This window comes from Thiobacillus denitrificans DSM 12475 (genome assembly GCF_000376425.1).
GTDB lineage: Bacteria > Pseudomonadota > Gammaproteobacteria > Burkholderiales > Thiobacillaceae > Thiobacillus > Thiobacillus denitrificans.
Map to the genome: position 1 here is coordinate 51,582 of NZ_AQWL01000013.1, position 17,051 is coordinate 68,632.

A 17,051-nucleotide genomic window follows, 5' to 3' on the forward strand; every position below is an offset into this window, starting at 1 on the left:
AAAGGCGATACCCGATCCACGCAGAAGATGTGCCAGATAAATAATCTGTTTTTGAATCAGATGCCTGCGCAGCTGTCATGGTGCCGTGGCGGCATCCGCGCAAATCCACTGTCGCCTGCGCCCGACGTTCAGCCGGTTTCGTCGCGATCCTGGAACAACGCGGGAGTGAGGCCGTGACGCTGCAGCAGCCGATAGACCTCGGTGCGGTTGCGGCCGGCCAGCCGCGCCACTTCGCTGACCTGGCCTTGCGTGAGCTTCAGCAGCGTGATGAGGTAATCGCGCTCGAAGGCCGTGCGCGCCACGGCCAGCGGCTGAATCTCGGCTGGCTTGTCGCGCAGCGCCCGTGCCACCAGGCTGGCGGGGATGGTGGCGGTGGTGCATAGCGCGCAGCATTGTTCCAGCACGTTGTGCAGTTGGCGGATATTGCCCGGCCAGTCGGCCGCCACCAGCATTTCCAGCGCGTCGGGGGCAAGGCCGTGAATGCGGCGGCGATATTTTTCTGTCAGCACAGTCAGAAAATGCTGCGCCAGCAACGGAATATCCTCGCGCCGTTCGCGCAGCGGCGGCAACGTCAGACTGACCACGTTGAGGCGGTAATACAGGTCTTCGCGAAACTCGCCGCTGGTAATGGCTTCTTCCAGGTCGCGGTGGGTGGCCGACAGAATGCGGACATCGACCGCGCGCGTTTCGGTGGTGCCGACCGGCCGCACCTCGCCTTCCTGCAGCACACGCAGGAGCTTGACCTGCAGCGGCGCGGGCATGTCGCCGATCTCGTCGAGGAATACGGTGCCGCCCTGCGCGCTGAGGAACAGCCCGGGATGGTCGCGCCCGGCCCCGGTGAAGGCGCCTTTGACATGGCCGAACAGTTCCGATTCGAGCAGTTCGGCCGGAATCGCGCCGCAGTTGATCGCGACGAACGGCTTGGCGTGGCGCGGGCTGGCGTGGTGGATGGCGCGCGCCAGCAGTTCCTTGCCAGTGCCCGATTCGCCGCGGATCAGCAAGGAGGCCTCGCTCTGCGCGGCCAGCCGGGCCTCGGCCAGCAGTGTGTCCAGTGCCGGGCTGGCGGCAATGATCTCGCTGCGCCATTCGTCGTCGTCCGCATCAACGCGGCTGCCGGTCAGCCGGGTGGCGCGCTTCAGCAGGTCGATCAGGGTGGGGGCGTCGTAGGGCTTGGTCAGGTAACCGAACAGCCCCTGCTGGGTGGCGGCCACCGCGTCGGGGATGGTGCCGTGCGCGGTCAGCACGATCACTGGCAGCGCCGGGTCGCGTGCATGGATGGCGCGAAACAGCGCCATGCCGTCCATGCCGGCCATCTGCATGTCAGTCAGCACGGCGTCGGGCCGGGCCAGCGCCAGCTGCGCCAGTGCCGCCTCGCCGCTGTCGACCGCTTCGACCCTGAAGCCATTGGCTTCCAGCCGCAGGGTGATCAGTTCACGCAGCGCGGCGTCGTCGTCCACCAGCAGAATACCCGGTCTTTTCATGGCGTTTTGGCGGGAATGGTGCGCTGTTGCAGGGATTTTTCCAGCGCCTTGATCTGTTCCAGCTTGTCCTGCAATTCCTGCGCGCGCGCAGTCTGCTGCCTGAGTTCAATGCGCGCCTTGAGCGACCTTTTCATCAGATCGAGCAGCGTCTGCGCGCGCGGATCGGCTTCGGTGAACGCACCGAGGATTTTGAGGCTGCGTTCGAGCGCCTCCACGCCGTCCTCGCGTTCCAGCAGGGCGGCCAGCTGAAAGCGCCGGGCGTCGTCGAGGCGGCGTTCGCCTTCCAGTTCGGCCAGTTCGCGCCGCCGCTGCTCGGCGGGCAGCGCCGCCACCCGTGCCAGTTCGCCCAGTAGCGCGGTTCCGCCCGGTACCGTCTGGCTGGTGCGGACGGCCGGACGCTCGGGGGCGGGCGGGGCGACACAGGCGTTCAATGTCAGCAGCAGGCCGGCAAGAAGAACAGGTTTAAGCGTCATCGCGGAGCAAAGGCCAGGTTAATTTAAAGCAGGTCGACCATGGCGGACAATCGATCATCTCGATGCCGCCACCGGCGGCCAGCAGGTATTCGCGCACGATCGACAGCCCCAGTCCGCTGCCCTTGATCGTGCTGGCGGGCTGGCGCGCGCCCTGGAAAAACGGCTCGAAAATACGCGGGCGCTCGGCCTGCGGGATGCCGTCTCCCTGGTCGCACACCCAGACTGAGACCGCACCTTCGGCAGGCGCGCTTTTCACCAGGATGCACCCGCCCTCGGGACTGAATTTGATCGCATTGGACAACAGATTGTCGAGTACGGTTTCCAGTTGATTGCGATCAGCGTGCACCGTGGCTGCGGTTAGCTGCGTCTCGATCCGAACCCCGCGCGCGTCGAGTGCCAGCCGCTGCCGCGCCAGCACGCTGGCGAGCGCATCGGCCAGCGCTTGCGGGGCGGCGGGCGGCAGGGTGGCGTCGCGCACCATGTCACCGTAGCGGATCAGGTCTTCGATGCGCTTCTGCAACTCGCGGCTGCCACTGTCCATGATACCGACGATGCTGCGCTGGCGCGCGTTGAGGCTGCCTGCGAGTTCGTCGTCCAGCAGCGCCACGCCCTCGCGCAACGAGGCAAGTGGGGTTTTCAGTTCGTGCGACACGTGGCGCAGGAAGCGTAGTTTCTGCTCTTCCAGCGCCTGCAGGCGCTGGCGCAGCCAGTCGACCTCGCGCCCCAGCTCGACGATGTCCTGCGGCCCGCTGATCGCCGGTAACGGGCGCAGATCGGCGCGGCCGAGCTGCTGGATCGAGGCCTTGAGCTGCTTGATCGGGCGGTTGATCATCCAGGAAAACACCGCAGCCAGCAGCAGCGTCAACGGAATCAGCGCCAGCGCCAGCAGGATCAGCCGCTGCCGGGTCATTTGCACCGTCGTTTCCAGCGCCTGCAGTTCGCGCTGCACTGCGGCATCGGCTTGGAGAAGCAGCGTCCGGGTGTTGGCATGCAGCGTATCGAAAGCGGGGTCGAGCGTATGGAAGCGGGTGCTATCGAGAAACGCTCCCGGTTGCAACTGGCGATACAGCGTTCGGCTGCGCGTTCGCAACGCGGCCAGTGTGGCGCGCGACGCGGTGTCGACGAGCTGCGTATCGAGCTGCGCCAACTGGACTTGCAGTTCGTTGAAGCGTGTCCGCAGGGCGGGGCCGAATTCGGCGTCCTGCAGCAGATGGTATTGCCCGGCAGCGCGCTGCAGCTGGCTGACCGATTCGACGATCTGCCGCACGTCACGCGTGATGGCGAGGCTGTTGCGGGTGAACTGGCGCTGGGTGTCGACCACGCCCTGCAACACGTGCACCGCGTTGATCAGGCCGCTCGCCAGCGGCACGATCAGCACGCCCATGGCGACGATGACCAGGATGGTGAACGAGCGGGGGTAATAAGGGCCAGGAAGCATCCGGATGGAGAGTGGCGGCAAAGCTGCAGCATACCCCGATTGCGCATGCGTGCTGGCGAAGCGGCCGCCAGCACGCACGTGCGCGGCGTTACAGCAGGTCGAGATAGCCGAGGATGCCCTTGGCCGCTTCGCGGCCTTCCCACACGGCGGTGACCACCAGGTCGGAGCCGCGCACCATGTCGCCGCCGGCGAAGATTTTCGGATTGGCGGTCTGGAAGGCATACTGCTGGCCCTGGGCGATGACGCGGCCGCCCGGGTCGGTTGCGATGGCGTGGTCGGCAAACCACGGCTGCGGGTTGGGGCGGAAGCCGAAGGCGACGATGACGCGGTCGGCCGGCACGATTTCCTCCGAGCCGGGGATCACCACCGGGGTGCGGCGGCCGCGCGCATCCGCCGGGCCGAGTTCGGTGGTGACGAGCTTGACGCCTTCGACGCAGCCGTTGCCGACGATCTCGACCGGCTGACGATTCCACAGGAATTGCACGCCTTCTTCCCTGGCATTGACGACTTCGCGCTTGGAGCCGGGCATGTTCTTCTCGTCGCGGCGGTAGGCGCAGGTGACCGAGGCCGCGCCCTGGCGGATGCTGGTGCGGTTGCAGTCCATCGCGGTATCGCCGCCGCCGAGCACGACCACGCGCAGGCCTTTCATGTCGCGATATTTTTCGTTGGGGTCGGCAGTCTCGTCGGGATTGGCCAGATCGAGGCACTTGCGCACGTTGGAGACCAGGAAAGGCAGCGCTTCCAGCACCCCGGGCAGATCCTCGCCGGGAAAGCCGCCCTTCATGTAGGTGTAGGTGCCCATGCCCATGAACACGGCATCGTATTCGTCGAGCAGGCTTTGCATCGACACGTCGCGGCCGATGTCGGTGTTGAGGCGGAACTCGACACCCATGCCTTCGAACACCTCGCGGCGGCGCGTCATCACCCATTTTTCCATCTTGAATTCGGGGATGCCGAAGGTGAGCAGGCCGCCGATCTCGTCATAGCGGTCGTACACCACCGGCGTGACGCCGTTGCGCGCCAGCACGTCGGCGCAGCCCAGCCCGGCTGGCCCGGCGCCGATCACCGCGACTTTTTTGCCGGTCGCCACCACGTTCGACATATCGGGGCGCCAGCCGGCCTTGAACGCTTCCTCGGAGATGTAGCGTTCGACCTGGCCGATGGTCACCGCGCCGAAGCCGCCGCTGTTCGGACCGCCGCCCACGGCTTCGCCGAAGCCGTCGGTATTGAGGGTGCAGGCGCCCTCGCACAACCTGTCCTGCGGGCACACGCGGCCGCACACCTCGGGCAGCGAATTGGTCTGGTGGCTCAATTCGGCCGCCTCGAACAGGCGGCCCTCGGTTACCAGCTTCAACCAGTTGGGAATGTAGTTGTGCACCGGGCACTTCCATTCGCAATAGGGATTGCCGCAGCCGAGGCAGCGGTCGGCCTGCTCCTGTGCCTGCGCCGAGTCCAGCAGCGCGTAGATTTCACGGAACTCGTGCTTGCGCACGTCGGCCGGGGTCTTCGCGCCGTCGCGCCGCGCCTGTTTCAGGAACTGGAATACGTCACCCATCATGCTTCCAATACTTCACGTTGCTGGCCGGGCAGGTCCTCGACCAGGTCTTCAATCGAAATGCGCTTCGGCTTGACCAGCCACACCTTCGCCAGCGTGGCGTCGAAGTCGGCCAGGAGCGCCTTCGCGCGCGTGCTGCCGGTCAGCGCCAGGTGACGCTCGACTTGCGCCTCGAGAAAGTCGCGGTAGGGCTCGGTCTCGACGCTGGTGATGCGGGTCAGCTCGACCATTTCCTTGTTCGCCCTGGACACGAAGTCGCCGGCGTCGTCGACCACGAAGGCCATGCCGCCCGACATGCCGGCGCCGAAGTTGAGGCCGGTGTCGCCGAGCACGATCACGGTGCCGCCGGTCATGTACTCGCAGCCGTGGTCGCCGATGCCCTCCACCACCGCCAGCGCGCCGGAGTTGCGCACGCCGAAGCGTTCGCCGCCCATGCCCGCGGCGTAGAGTTCGCCGCCGGTGGCGCCATACAGGCAGGTGTTGCCGATCAAGGTGTTGCGGTGAGCGTCGAAGGTCGCGGCCTTCGGCGGGAAGATCACCAGGCGGCCGCCGCCCATGCCCTTGCCGACGTAGTCGTTGGCGTCACCTTCCAGCGTGATCGTCAGGCCTCTGTGGTTCCACACGCCGAGGCTCTGGCCGGCCGAGCCGGTGAGCCGGATGCGAAGGGTGTCGTCCGGCAGCCCCTGACTGCCGTGCGCCCTGGCGATTTCGCCGGACAGGCGGGCGCCGATCGAGCGGTTGACGTTGTGCACCTCATAGCTGAGTTCGATCGGGGTGCCGGCCTTGATCGCGGCCAGCGCGTCGGCCACCATCCGCTCGGCCAGTTCGCCCTTGTCGAACGAAGGGTTGCGTTCCTGCTGTGCGAAGCGTGGCGCGTCGGCCGGGATGCCGCCCTGCGAGAGCAGCGCGTCGAGCTTGAGCCGGCCCTGGCGCGGCGTGTCGCCTGCGCTCACATCGAGCAGGTCGGTGCGGCCGATGAGGTCGGTCAGCTTCCTGATGCCCAGCGATGCCATCAGTTCGCGTGTTTCCTCGGCGACGAACTTGAAGTAGTTGACCACCATCTCGGGCAGGCCGATGAAATGATCGCGGCGCAGCGTGTCGTTTTGGGTGGCGATGCCGGTGGGGCAGTTGTTCAGATGGCAGATGCGCAGGAATTTGCAGCCCAGCGCGACCATCGGGCCGGTGCCGAAACCGAACGACTCGGCACCGAGAATCGCTGCCTTGACGACGTCCAGCCCGGTCTTCAGGCCGCCGTCGGTCTGCACGCGCACCCGTCCGCGCAGGCCGTTGGCGCGGAGCACCTGCTGCGCCTCGCTCAAGCCGAGCTCCCACGGCGTGCCGGCGTATTTGACCGACGAGAGCGGGCTCGCGCCAGTGCCGCCGTCGTAGCCGGAGATGGTGATGAGGTCGGCGTAGGCCTTGGCGACGCCGGCGGCGATGGTGCCGACGCCGGGTTCGGCGACCAGCTTCACCGACACCAGCGCGTCCGGGTTGACCTGCTTGAGGTCGAAAATCAACTGCGCCAGGTCCTCGATCGAATAGATGTCGTGGTGTGGCGGCGGCGAGATCAGCGGCGTGCCGGGCTTGCAGTGGCGCAGGCTGGCGATCAGCGGTGAGCACTTGTCGCCCGGTAGCTGGCCGCCCTCGCCGGGTTTGGCGCCCTGGGCCATCTTGATCTGCAGCACCTCGGCATTGACCAGGTAGGTTGCGGTGACGCCGAAGCGGCCGGACGCGACCTGCTTGATCTTGGAGGTCTTGGCGGTGCCGTAGCGCTTGGGGTCTTCGCCGCCTTCGCCTGAGTTGGAGCGGCCGCCGATGCGGTTCATGCCTTCAGCCAGTGCTTCGTGCGCTTCGGGTGACAAGGCGCCGAGCGACATGCCGGCGGAGTCGAAGCGCTTGAGGATGGACTCCAGCGGCTCGACTTGCTCCAGCGGAATGGGATGGATGCCGTGCTCCGCGCCGGTTTTCAACTGCATCAGGTCGCGCAGCATCGCCACCGGGCGGCGGTCGACGATCTCGGAGTACTTCTTGAATTCGGCGTAGTCGCCGGTCTTCACGGCCTTCTGCAACTGCTGCACCACGTCCGGGTTGTAGGCGTGGTATTCCTCGCCGAACATGAATTTCAGGAGGCCGCCGGCGGTCAGCGGGCGTAGCGGGTTGAACGCTGTCTTGTGCAGCAGTTTCTGGTCGGACACGAAGTCGTCGAAGTTGGCGCCGGAAATGCGCGACACCGTGCCGGTCAGGCACAGCTTGACGACATCCTCGTGCAGGCCCACGCCCTCGAACAGCTGGGCGCCGCGGTAGCTCGCCACCAGCGAGATGCCCATCTTGGAGAGCACCTTGTAGAGGCCCTTGTCCATGCCCTTGCGGAAATTGCACAGCGCCTTGCTGAGGTTGGGCTTGATCTCGCCGGTCTTCACGAATTCGCCGATCACCTGGTAGGCGAGGTACGGATACACCGCGGTGGCGCCGTAGCCGATCAGGCAGGCGTAGTGGTGCGGGTCGCGCACGCTGCCGGTTTCCACCACGATGTTGGCGTTGCAGCGCAGGCCGGCGTCGATCAGCGCATGGTGCACCGCGCCGGTGGCGAATAGCGCATGGATCGGCAGGCGATCCCTGGCAATGTTGCGGTCGGACAGGACGAGAATCACCTTGCCGGCCTTCACCGCCTCGACCGCGTGTGCGGTCAGCGTCTTCAGCGCGGCCTCCAGCGTGGTTGCCGCCGGGTCGTAGTGCAGGTCGAGCGTGATCGACGCAAAGGCCGGGTCGTTCAGGTTCAAGAGCCTGTCGAAGGCTTCCTTCGACAGCAGTGGGGTATGCACCTCCACCCGGTGCGCGTGCGCCGGGCTTTCCTCGAACAGGTTGCGCTCGGGCCCGAAGGCGGTGTTGAGCGACATCACGATCGCCTCGCGGATCGGGTCGATCGGCGGGTTGGTGACCTGCGCGAACTGCTGGCGCAGGTAGTCGAACGGCGAACGCACTTTCTGGCTTAACACCGCCATCGGCGTGTCGTCGCCCATCGAGCCGATCGCCTCGGCGCCGTCTTCGGCCATCACGCGGATGATCTGGTCGCGTTCTTCGAAGCTGACGTTGAACAGTTTCTGGTGAGTCAGCAGGCTGGCCGCATCCATCAGCGGCAGGTCAGCATCCTGGTTGATCGGGAGTTCCAGCTTGACCGCGCTCGATTTCAGCCATTCGCGATAGGGCTGGCGGCCTTTCAGTTCGTTGTCGATGTCTTCCGGCATCAGCAGGCGGCCGGTTTCGAGGTCGGCGGCGACCATCTGGCCTGGTTTGACGCGACCCTTGCGGTCCACGTTCGCCGGGTCGATCGGCCACACACCGACTTCGGAGGCGATGGTGAGAATGCGGTCCTTGGTCAGCACCCAGCGCGCGGGCCTGAGGCCGTTGCGGTCGAGGGTGCAGACGGCGTAGCGGCCGTCGGTGAGCACCACGCCGGCAGGGCCGTCCCACGGCTCCATGTGCATCGAGTTGTATTCGTAGAAGGCGCGGATGTCGGCGTCCATCGACTCGACGTTCTGCCAGGCCGGCGGGATCACCAGGCGCAGCGCCCGGAACAGGCCCGCGCCGCCCATCACCAGGCCTTCGACCATGTTGTCGAGGCTCATCGAGTCCGAGCCCCGGGTGCCGACGATGGGGCGGACGTCGTCCATGTTCGGGATCAGCGGCGTTTCGAACTTCTGTTCGCGCGCGCGGCTCCAGTTCCGGTTGCCCTGCACCGTGTTGATCTCGCCGTTGTGCGCGAGATAGCGGAACGGCTGCGCCAGGCGCCACTGCGGCCAGGTGTTGGTGGAGAAGCGCTGGTGGAACACCGCCAGGCTGGAGGCAAAACGGGCGTCGCTCAGGTCGGGGTAGAACACCGGCAGCTTGTCTGGCATCACCAGGCCCTTGTAGCTGATCACGCGGCACGACAGCGTCGGCAGGTAGAACACCGGGTCGGCGGGCTCCAGTGCCTTTTCGGCCTGGCGGCGCGCGATGTAGAGCTTGCGCTCGACGTCGTCTTCGCTGATGCCGGCCGGCGCGTTGACGAATACCTGCTCGATATGCGGCAGCGAGGCCAGCGCCGATTCGCCGCACACGCTGGAGTCGGTCGGCACCACGCGGAAGCCGGCGACCGCCAGGCCCTGCGCTTCCAGAGAAGATTTCAGCGTGGCGCGGGCATGCGCCTGCGGAGCGGCGTCGCGCGCCAGGAACACCAGGCCGGCGGCATACAGCTCGCCGAGCGCGAAGCCGGCGTCTTTTGCCACCGCGCGCAGGAAGGCATCGGGTTTCTTGAACAGCAGGCCGCAGCCGTCGCCCGACAGTCCGTCCGCCGCGATCGCGCCGCGGTGCGTCATGCAGGCGAGCGAGCCGATGGCGTTCTGCACCAACGCGTGGCTAGGTCGGTCGTCGATTTGCGTGATCAGGCCGAAGCCGCAGCTGTCCTGTTCGAAATCGGGCGAATACAGCGTCCCATCCAGCCTGCGTTGTCGTTCTTCCATGTTATCGGCGTCTGTCCAGAGGCAACCCCGGCGGGGTTGCCGAAAAAAAGGGGGGAGTAATTTTAATGCCGCCGGCCCTCGCGAGGCAAGCCCGGCTAACCATGGCGACCAAGTGGTTTAAGCCGGCGCCCCGCGAGCCGGAGCGATAGCCGGCCTGCTTGCCTATGCTGACTGGAGGAGGGAGCGACGCGATGAGGCTATTGAGCTGGAACATCCAATGGGGCCGCGGCATGGACGGCCGCGTCGATCTCGCGCGCATCGCCGCGACCATCCGCCGGCTCGGCGACTTCGACGTCATCTGTCTGCAGGAAGTCGCGGTCAATTTCCCCGGCCTGCCCGGCAGCCAGGGCGAAAACCAGATCGCCGAGCTGTCCGCCGGCCTGCCCGGCTATACGGCCATTTATGGCGCGGCGACCGACATTCCCGACCGCCGTGGCAGCCGCAGCCGATTCGGCAACGCCATTTTCTCGCGCCTGCCGGTCGGCCAGGTCTGGCGCCATCTGTTGCCGTGGCCGGCCGATCTGGACGTGCCCAGCATGCAGCGGATACTGGTCGAGGCCGTCGTCGAATCCGACATCGGCCTGCTGCGCGTGATGACCACGCATCTGGAGTACTACTCGCAGCGCCTGCGCACGCTGCAGATCGATGCCATCCGCCGCCTGCACGCCGAGGCCTGCGCCATGGCGGCGCGTTCGCCGCTGGCCGAAGAACAGGGCGGTGCGTTCGAGGTGTTTCCCCGGCCCGAAGAGGCGCTGCTGTGCGGCGACATGAACTTCCCCGCATGGGCTGCCGAGCACGCACAGCTCCTTGCCCCGTTTGCCGGTGGCGAGCCCGGCTGGCGCGACGCCTGGGAGGTACTGCACCCCGGCGAGCCGCACGCGCCGACTGTCGGCATCCATCCGGTCGGCTTCGTCGACCAGCCCGAATGCTTCGATTTCGTTTTCCTGACTGAAGGGCTGACGGGGCATCTCAGGGCGCACGGCATCGACACCGCAACCGAGGCGTCGGATCATCAGCCGGTGTGGGTCGAACTGGACTGAGCAGCGGCGGGCCTCACTCGCCCGCCATCGGCGCCCGGCAATGATTTGGCCGTGCCGGATTGCTATGCTCAGGCGTGAGGGGGTGAATCGAACATGGCGGTTTCACGCAACCAATCCGCAGCGTCCCGGACAGAGCAGGAACGCACCGCAGCGCAAGGCCGCGACGAGCCCGAGTGGCGGCGCTGGGGGCCGTATCTCAGCGAACGCCAGTGGGGCACCGTGCGCGAGGACTATAGCCCCGATGGCGATGCCTGGGATTATTTCACCCACGACCAGGCGCGCAGCCGCGCGTATCGCTGGGGCGAGGACGGCATCGCCGGCATCTGCGACAAGTACCAGCACCTGTGCCTGGCCCTGGCGCTGTGGAACGGCCAGGACCCGTTCCTCAAGGAAAGGCTGTTCGGGCTCACCAACAGCGAGGCCAACCACGGCGAGGATGTGAAGGAGCTCTATTACTACCTCGATGCCACCCCCACCCACTCCTACCTCAGGATGCTCTACAAATATCCCCAGCGCGCGTTTCCCTATGCACGCCTGCGGGAGGAGAACCGAAGCCGAAGCAGGGAGATGCCGGAGTTCGAACTGATCGACAGCGGCGTATTCGACGACGACCGCTATTTCGACGTCACCGTCGAATACGCCAAGGCCGGCCCCCACGACATCCTGATGCAGGTCACCGCGCACAACCGGGGCGCGGAAGACGCGCCCTTGCACATCCTGCCGCAGCTCTGGTTCCGCAACGAATGGTCGTGGGGCGAAACGGATGCCAGGCCGGAACTGTCGATCGACGAACAGGGCGGCATCGAGGCGCGCCACGCCAGGCTGGGAACCTACCGTTGCTATCTCGATGGGGCCCCCGAGCTGCTGTTCTGCGACAACGAAACCAACACGCAGCGGCTGTACGGCGTGCCGGGCACGGGCTATTTCAAGGATGCCTTCCACGAGCGCGTGGTCAACGGCAATCGCGACGCCGTCAACCCGGCGCACAGCGGCACCAAGGCCGCAGCACACTTCGTCTTCACGGTGCCGGCCGGGGGCGCTGTGGCGGTTCGGCTGCGCCTGGCCAAAGATCCGGTGGAGCAGCCGTTCGAGGATTTCGCTCAAGTGCTGGCGCTGCGCCACGCCGAGGCCGACGCCTACTACGACGCGCTGCAAACGGGTATCGACGATGCCGACACACGGCTGATCCAGCGCCAGGCCCTGGCCGGCCTGATCTGGAGCAAACAGTTCTATTACTACGACGTGCCGCGCTGGCTGGACGGCGATCCGGGCATGCCGGCGCCGCCCGCGCAGCGCCGGCGCGGACGCAACAGCGACTGGGGCCACCTCAACAATGCCGACGTGATTTCCATGCCCGACAAGTGGGAATACCCCTGGTACGCGGCGTGGGACCTCGCCTTCCACTGCATCCCCCTGGCCATGGTCGATCCGGAATTCGCTAAAGACCAGCTCGTCCTGATGACGCGCGAGTGGTACATGCACCCCAACGGGCAGATGCCCGCCTACGAATGGGCGTTCGGCGACGTCAACCCGCCGGTTCACGCCTGGGCTGCATGGGAGGTCTACAAGAGCGAGCGCGACGCCCGGGGCGGCAAGGGCGACACGGCTTTCCTCGAGCGCATCCTGCACAAGCTGCTGCTCAACTTCACCTGGTGGGTGAACCGCAAGGACCCAGCCGGGCACAACGTTTTCCAGGGCGGCTTCCTCGGCCTCGACAACATCGGCGTGCTCGACCGCAGCAGCCCGCTGCCGGGCGGCGGCTCCATCAACCAGGCCGACGGCACCAGCTGGATGGCGATGTACTGCCTCAACCTGATGCGCATCGCCCTCGAGCTCGCGCAGACCAACCATGTCTACGAGGACATCGCGACCAAGTTCTTCGAGCACTTTCTCTACATCGCCCGCGCCATGAACAACATCGGCGACCAGGGCATCGGATTATGGGACGAGCAGGACCAGTTCTTCTACGACGAGCTGCGTTTTCCGGATGGCCGCATGATGCCGCTGCGGGTGCGCTCCATGGTCGGCCTGACCCCTCTGTTCGCGGTCGAAATCATCGAACCGGAACTGCTGGAGCGCGTGCCGGACTTCAAGCGCCGGCTCGAATGGTTCATGAAATACCGTCCCGAACTCGCCGCCCTGGTTTCCCACTGGCTGCAGCCCGGGCACGGCAATCGCCGCCTGCTGTCACTGCTGCGCCCCGATCGCATGCGACACGTGCTGCAGCGCATGCTGGACGAAAGCGAATTCCTTTCCGCCTACGGCGTGCGTTCGCTGTCCCGCGCACACCGCGACCGTCCCTATCTGGCCTCCATCGACGGCCACCCTGTGAGCGTGAACTACCAGCCGGCGGAATCGGAATCCAGCCTGTTCGGCGGCAATTCCAACTGGCGCGGCCCGATCTGGTTTCCGGTCAATTACCTGCTGGTGAACGCGCTGTATCACTTCGCCGATTTCTACGGCGAGGGGCTGAAGGTGGAGTGCCCGACCGGCTCCGGCCGCGCGCTTGGCCTCGATGAAGTCGCCGACGAACTGGCGCGCCGGCTGACCGGCATTTTCCGTCGCGACGGGCAGGGCGGCCGCCCGCTCCACGGCGCCACCGACAAGCTGCGCAGCGATCCGCATTTCCGCGACCACATCCTGTTCTACGAATATTTCCACGGCGACAGCGGCCGCGGCATGGGCGCCTCGCACCAGACCGGCTGGACCGGGCTGGTGGCGAAGCTGCTGCAACCGCGTCATTGAAGGGGCGCCAGACGACCGGGCAAAGAAAAAACCCGCATTACGCGGGCTTGTGAACGTACATCTTGCTGGATTTGAATTTGGTGGAGCGGAGGAGGATCGAACTCCCGACCTTCGCATTGCGAATGTAAAAACATACGCATATAAATCAATGTTAATTGCGCTTCAACTGCTTATTTGCCACAATATTGCCACATCTTGAGGGGATTGGCAAAAAAATGGCAACGATACGAAAGCGTGGCCAATACCAGTGGGAAGCGCAGATTCGCCGACGCGGCTATCCGGCTCAAAGCAAAACATTTAACACCAAAGCCGAGGCCGAGGCTTGGGCAAAAATGAATGAATCAGAGATGTCGCGTGGCATCTGGGTCAGTCGCGGCGAAGCTGAGGCGACAACGCTGCATGAAGCGCTGATAAGGTACGAAACTGAAATTGTGCCCGCGAAAAAAGGCGCGGCTCAAGAAGAGTCGGTGCTGCGCATTATCAAAGCTATGGAATTGGCGAAACGACCCCTGGCAGGGATTCGCGGCGCGGATGTGGCGAAGCTGCGTGATGAGTGGCTGAAGGATTACAAGCCTGCAACGGTGCTGCGCCGTCTGGCGGTGCTTTCTCATGTCTTCAATATCGCCCGCAAGGAATGGGGCATGGAAAGCCTTTCCAACCCGGTTGAGCTGGTGCGCAAGCCTCAACCTAACAACGCACGAACCCGGCGCATTACCCTGGATGAACCCAATGCCGTCATTTCGCCTGAGACGGATTCAGACCGCAACGCTGGAAACCATGAGCTTGAGCGCATTGCTGCTGCCAGCGGCTCCGGAGTGTTGCCGTCCATTGTCTGGCTGGCGGTTGAAACCGCCATGCGCCGGGGCGAAATTGTCGCGCTACGCTGGGAACACATCGACCTGAAGCGGCGCGTGGCGCACCTTCCGCTGACAAAAAACGGCAGCTCACGCGACATACCGCTTTCGTCTCGCGCCGTTGCGGTATTGGAAGCGATGCAAAAGACAGACGATGATGCCAAAGATGGACGCGTGTTCAAAATTCGTAGCGATGCCGTCACTCGTGCATTCGAGCGGGCTGTCGCCCGCGCCCGAAAAGGCTATTTGGATGAGTGCAACGCAGCGCAGAAAAGACCCGATGCGAAATACCTCACCGACCTACGTTTTCATGACTTGAGGCATGAGGCAACGTCGCGCCTGGCCGAAATTTTCCCCATGCACGAGTTGACCAAAATCACAGGGCACAAAGACCCTCGCATGTTGATGCGGTATTACCATCCGCGTGCTGAGGATTTGGCGAAACGACTTGCATGACAGCAAGTTGCACATCAATATCGCCATCTATTTCAGCTCAAACCCGTTACGGCAGGCCGATTTAGCATCAGAAAATCTGCCTTTGACGTAGCTGGGCAACTACTGTTTGATCTTGCGGACTATCAGTCTTGAGTCCTTGGGTGCCGCCTCATATAGCAGGATCGATAACTGAAATCGGCTGCACATACCTAGCCCCGTATAATTTGTTGAGCTGCTTGGGATGGAAAAAAAGACGCGCCAAATCGATGGCGGATGTATCCAAATAATTGGGGGAATTTCTTGCACACGATTAATCACGCAATTATCCATAAGCTTGTCAAAGCAAAACATGGCAAGGCTGCCGTAGTCGAACGTGCAGAAGTCCTATCGATTACCGACCCAGTCACGAAATTAGTGTTGGCTATTCATGACTTGTATGCCAGCAAAGCCAGTAAAGGGTATGGACGTTTTGAGGCGGACGAAGTCAACTATCCTTCCGCGTCAATTCTGAGAAATGTGTTCCTCCAGAAGAAAATCGGCTTCTTTGAGGCATCAAAACTTCTGCTCAGTGTGCTCGCCAGCAAAGCTGGGGCGGTAGCTCTTGCTACGGGCGGGTACGTGCTCATGGCACATGTCACCAACGAAGCTGGAGTAAGTTGGTTTATCGTGGCCATCATCAATAACGTCAATGGCAGTGTGATTAATGATGCCACGCTTGAGGTGGTGGATGCTATGCACGTCGATATTGAGAACCTGCGTGTTGCAGGACGGGTGAATCTAACGGACTGGGCAAAAGTGGATGCTGATATTCGCTATATCGGATTTCTCAAGCAGCGTGGCGAAGTCGCAGACTACTTTAAGGTTTTTCTTGGTTGTAACGAACTGATAGCTGACACAGAGGAAACCAAGAAACTGGTAAATGCACTGAAGAAATTTGCCAAGAGCCAAGGACTCGATCAAAAACAGGAAGAAGAGTTTTTACAATCGGCATTCAATTATTGTAATGAGCGTAACAAAAATGATGAGCCGCTAAGCTTGGAGGCTTTGAGTAACATGGCTTGGCCGAATGACCCGCAGACGTTGCAGGCGGCTTTCGTCGAAGGTGATGTACAGATTTCAGATGGCTTTGTTCCAGACGGTCGTAGCATCAAGGCGCTCATGCGAATGAAGTACAAAACCGAATATTGGACTATAGATATTGATCGCCATGCACTTTCTCAAGGATATGCACATTACAACCAAAAAAAGGGCGAACTTACCCTATTAAAGCTGCCCGCCAAACTCAAGGAAGAGTTGGATTACGAGATGAAAGATGATGCCTAAGGCAACCTGGGATGACCTGACACGGGTTGTCCGGGGTCTAACCGAACTTCAGGAAGGCCCTCCAGTTCAGGGGGGCTTCTCAATTTCTACAGACGCTGATCTCAATGCGTTAAAGGCTTGTATCGCGTCAAGCCACGACACCAATCTTACCCTCCAAAATGAGGAAGACCCTGCGACATTCAAAGTTGGTCAATCAGTAAAAGTTTCAGTGTCACCACGGCTTGGATTCGGTTTGCTTAAGCATGACATCGGAGACATGCTTGAGGGATCACGAAAGGCTCGTATTAAGGAACCTTCTTTTTTCCTGATGGGTGAAGGACTGTCCAGCACCGATCACGTTGACGACGACCATGCCATTAGCCGTTATCGAGTCGTTCTGCAATTTATTCAAGTTCTTAAGCAATCTGCTGCATTTTTAGACCAAGACGAACCATCACTCATATTCATTAAAGAGGGGAAATTTGAGCTTCCGATTGAGTATGGCGCTGAAGACATAAAAAATCTTCCGGTTCAAGAAGTCAAAAAACTGCTTGTCATTCTTCCCGAAGACATCCACGAAAAACAGTGCGCCTCGATACTAGCCGAGGCGGTGATAACACTCACCGAGCATCTGGCTAGCGATCAGCGATTCAAATATCTCTTAGCCAATGCCAGCGAGCTAAGGAAGAAATTTGAGCAGGGCTATCAACTCTTCGCTGCGGGGTTTTCATATGAAAAAGTTCGTGACCAGGTCGAGGCTGCGCGCGTCGAATATAGCGGCAAGATACACAAAGTTTTCTCAGACATTCAAAATCAATTGCTGAGCATTCCGGTTGCAACGATTGTTGTTGCAACTCAAATGAAGGACGCAAAAATACTTGGCTATGAGTTCTGGGTAAATACGGCAGTGTTGGTTGGCTGCTGGATTTTTGCCATTCTCATGATATTTTTATTGCACAACCAGTCACACACGCTAGGCGTACTGCGCGACGAAATTAACAGACAGAAGCGCCAGCTTAGTAAGGAATATGCAGCAGTCGCACATTCCTTTACCAACACATTTGGGTACTTGTCACGCCGTGCTCTTACGCAGCGTGTCATTCTTTGGGTGATCGACGGATTAGTGGTGCTTGGACTTCTGTTGTCGCATTTTTTCTATCTCAAGCTTACGTCTCCAGCAAGAGACTGGGCGATTGGATATATCCCGAGTTTGGCGTCTTGGTTATAAA

Annotated in this window: 10 protein-coding genes; 5 read left to right on the top strand and 5 right to left on the bottom strand. The window is 62.4% G+C overall.

Annotated elements, in window-relative coordinates:
• Positions 1-128: 128 nt before the first annotated feature.
• The 5 genes from B059_RS0115960 to gltB all read right to left on the bottom strand — a co-directional run bounded on the left by B059_RS0115960 (position 129) and on the right by gltB (position 9,446).
• Complete coding sequence (locus B059_RS0115960) at positions 129-1,481, bottom strand: sigma 54-interacting transcriptional regulator (RefSeq protein WP_018079254.1); 1,353 nt, start codon at positions 1,479-1,481, stop codon at positions 129-131.
• Entirely contained in the window at positions 1,478-1,954 is a 477-nt protein-coding gene (locus B059_RS0115965; protein WP_018079255.1) for a hypothetical protein, read from the bottom strand. The genes B059_RS0115960 and B059_RS0115965 overlap by 4 nt, the downstream gene beginning before the upstream one ends.
• Positions 1,944-3,392, bottom strand: a complete 1,449-nt coding sequence (locus B059_RS0115970; RefSeq protein WP_018079256.1) for a sensor histidine kinase — start codon at positions 3,390-3,392, stop codon at positions 1,944-1,946. Before B059_RS0115970 ends, B059_RS0115965 begins: the two co-directional genes overlap by 11 nt.
• 88 nt (positions 3,393-3,480) lie before the next feature.
• Complete coding sequence (locus tag B059_RS0115975; protein WP_211206930.1) at positions 3,481-4,950, bottom strand: FAD-dependent oxidoreductase; 1,470 nt, start codon at positions 4,948-4,950, stop codon at positions 3,481-3,483.
• On the bottom strand, positions 4,947-9,446 hold the full coding sequence (gene gltB / locus B059_RS0115980; protein ID WP_018079258.1) for a glutamate synthase large subunit: 4,500 nt from the start codon (positions 9,444-9,446) through the stop codon (positions 4,947-4,949). The genes B059_RS0115975 and gltB overlap by 4 nt, the downstream gene beginning before the upstream one ends.
• Positions 9,447-9,637: 191 nt before the next feature.
• Here gltB and B059_RS0115985 point away from each other — a divergent pair, with 191 nt between their 5' ends.
• From B059_RS0115985 to B059_RS0116005, 5 genes are all read left to right on the top strand, one after another.
• Positions 9,638-10,486: an endonuclease/exonuclease/phosphatase family protein gene (locus tag B059_RS0115985; protein WP_026177595.1), complete on the top strand. Its 849-nt coding sequence runs from the start codon at positions 9,638-9,640 to the stop codon at positions 10,484-10,486.
• Positions 10,487-10,579: 93 nt separating this feature from the next.
• Positions 10,580-13,231, top strand: a complete 2,652-nt coding sequence (locus tag B059_RS0115990) for an MGH1-like glycoside hydrolase domain-containing protein (RefSeq protein WP_018079260.1) — start codon at positions 10,580-10,582, stop codon at positions 13,229-13,231.
• Between the two features lie 215 nt (positions 13,232-13,446).
• Complete coding sequence (locus B059_RS0115995) at positions 13,447-14,541, top strand: integrase (RefSeq protein ID WP_026177596.1); 1,095 nt, start codon at positions 13,447-13,449, stop codon at positions 14,539-14,541.
• A gap of 279 nt (positions 14,542-14,820) precedes the next feature.
• Positions 14,821-15,843: a nucleoid-associated protein gene (locus B059_RS0116000; RefSeq protein WP_157273763.1), complete on the top strand. Its 1,023-nt coding sequence runs from the start codon at positions 14,821-14,823 to the stop codon at positions 15,841-15,843.
• Entirely contained in the window at positions 15,833-17,050 is a 1,218-nt protein-coding gene (locus B059_RS0116005) for a hypothetical protein (RefSeq protein ID WP_157273764.1), read from the top strand. Before B059_RS0116000 ends, B059_RS0116005 begins: the two co-directional genes overlap by 11 nt.
• Position 17,051: the final 1 nt, after the last annotated feature.

Excerpts from the sequence above, each read along its gene's own strand:
- B059_RS0115960 (WP_018079254.1), bottom strand. The coding sequence starts at position 1,481 with ATGAAAAGACCGGGTATTCTGCTGGTGGACGACGACGCCGCGCTGCGT.
- B059_RS0115970 (WP_018079256.1), bottom strand. The coding sequence starts at position 3,392 with ATGCTTCCTGGCCCTTATTACCCCCGCTCGTTCACCATCCTGGTCATC.
- B059_RS0115985 (WP_026177595.1), top strand. The coding sequence starts at position 9,638 with ATGAGGCTATTGAGCTGGAACATCCAATGGGGCCGCGGCATGGACGGC.
- B059_RS0116005 (WP_157273764.1), top strand. The coding sequence starts at position 15,833 with ATGATGCCTAAGGCAACCTGGGATGACCTGACACGGGTTGTCCGGGGT.
- B059_RS0115965 (WP_018079255.1), bottom strand. The coding sequence starts at position 1,954 with ATGACGCTTAAACCTGTTCTTCTTGCCGGCCTGCTGCTGACATTGAAC.
- gltB (WP_018079258.1), bottom strand. The coding sequence starts at position 9,446 with ATGGAAGAACGACAACGCAGGCTGGATGGGACGCTGTATTCGCCCGAT.
- B059_RS0115995 (WP_026177596.1), top strand. The coding sequence starts at position 13,447 with ATGGCAACGATACGAAAGCGTGGCCAATACCAGTGGGAAGCGCAGATT.
- B059_RS0115975 (WP_211206930.1), bottom strand. The coding sequence starts at position 4,950 with ATGATGGGTGACGTATTCCAGTTCCTGAAACAGGCGCGGCGCGACGGC.
- B059_RS0115990 (WP_018079260.1), top strand. The coding sequence starts at position 10,580 with ATGGCGGTTTCACGCAACCAATCCGCAGCGTCCCGGACAGAGCAGGAA.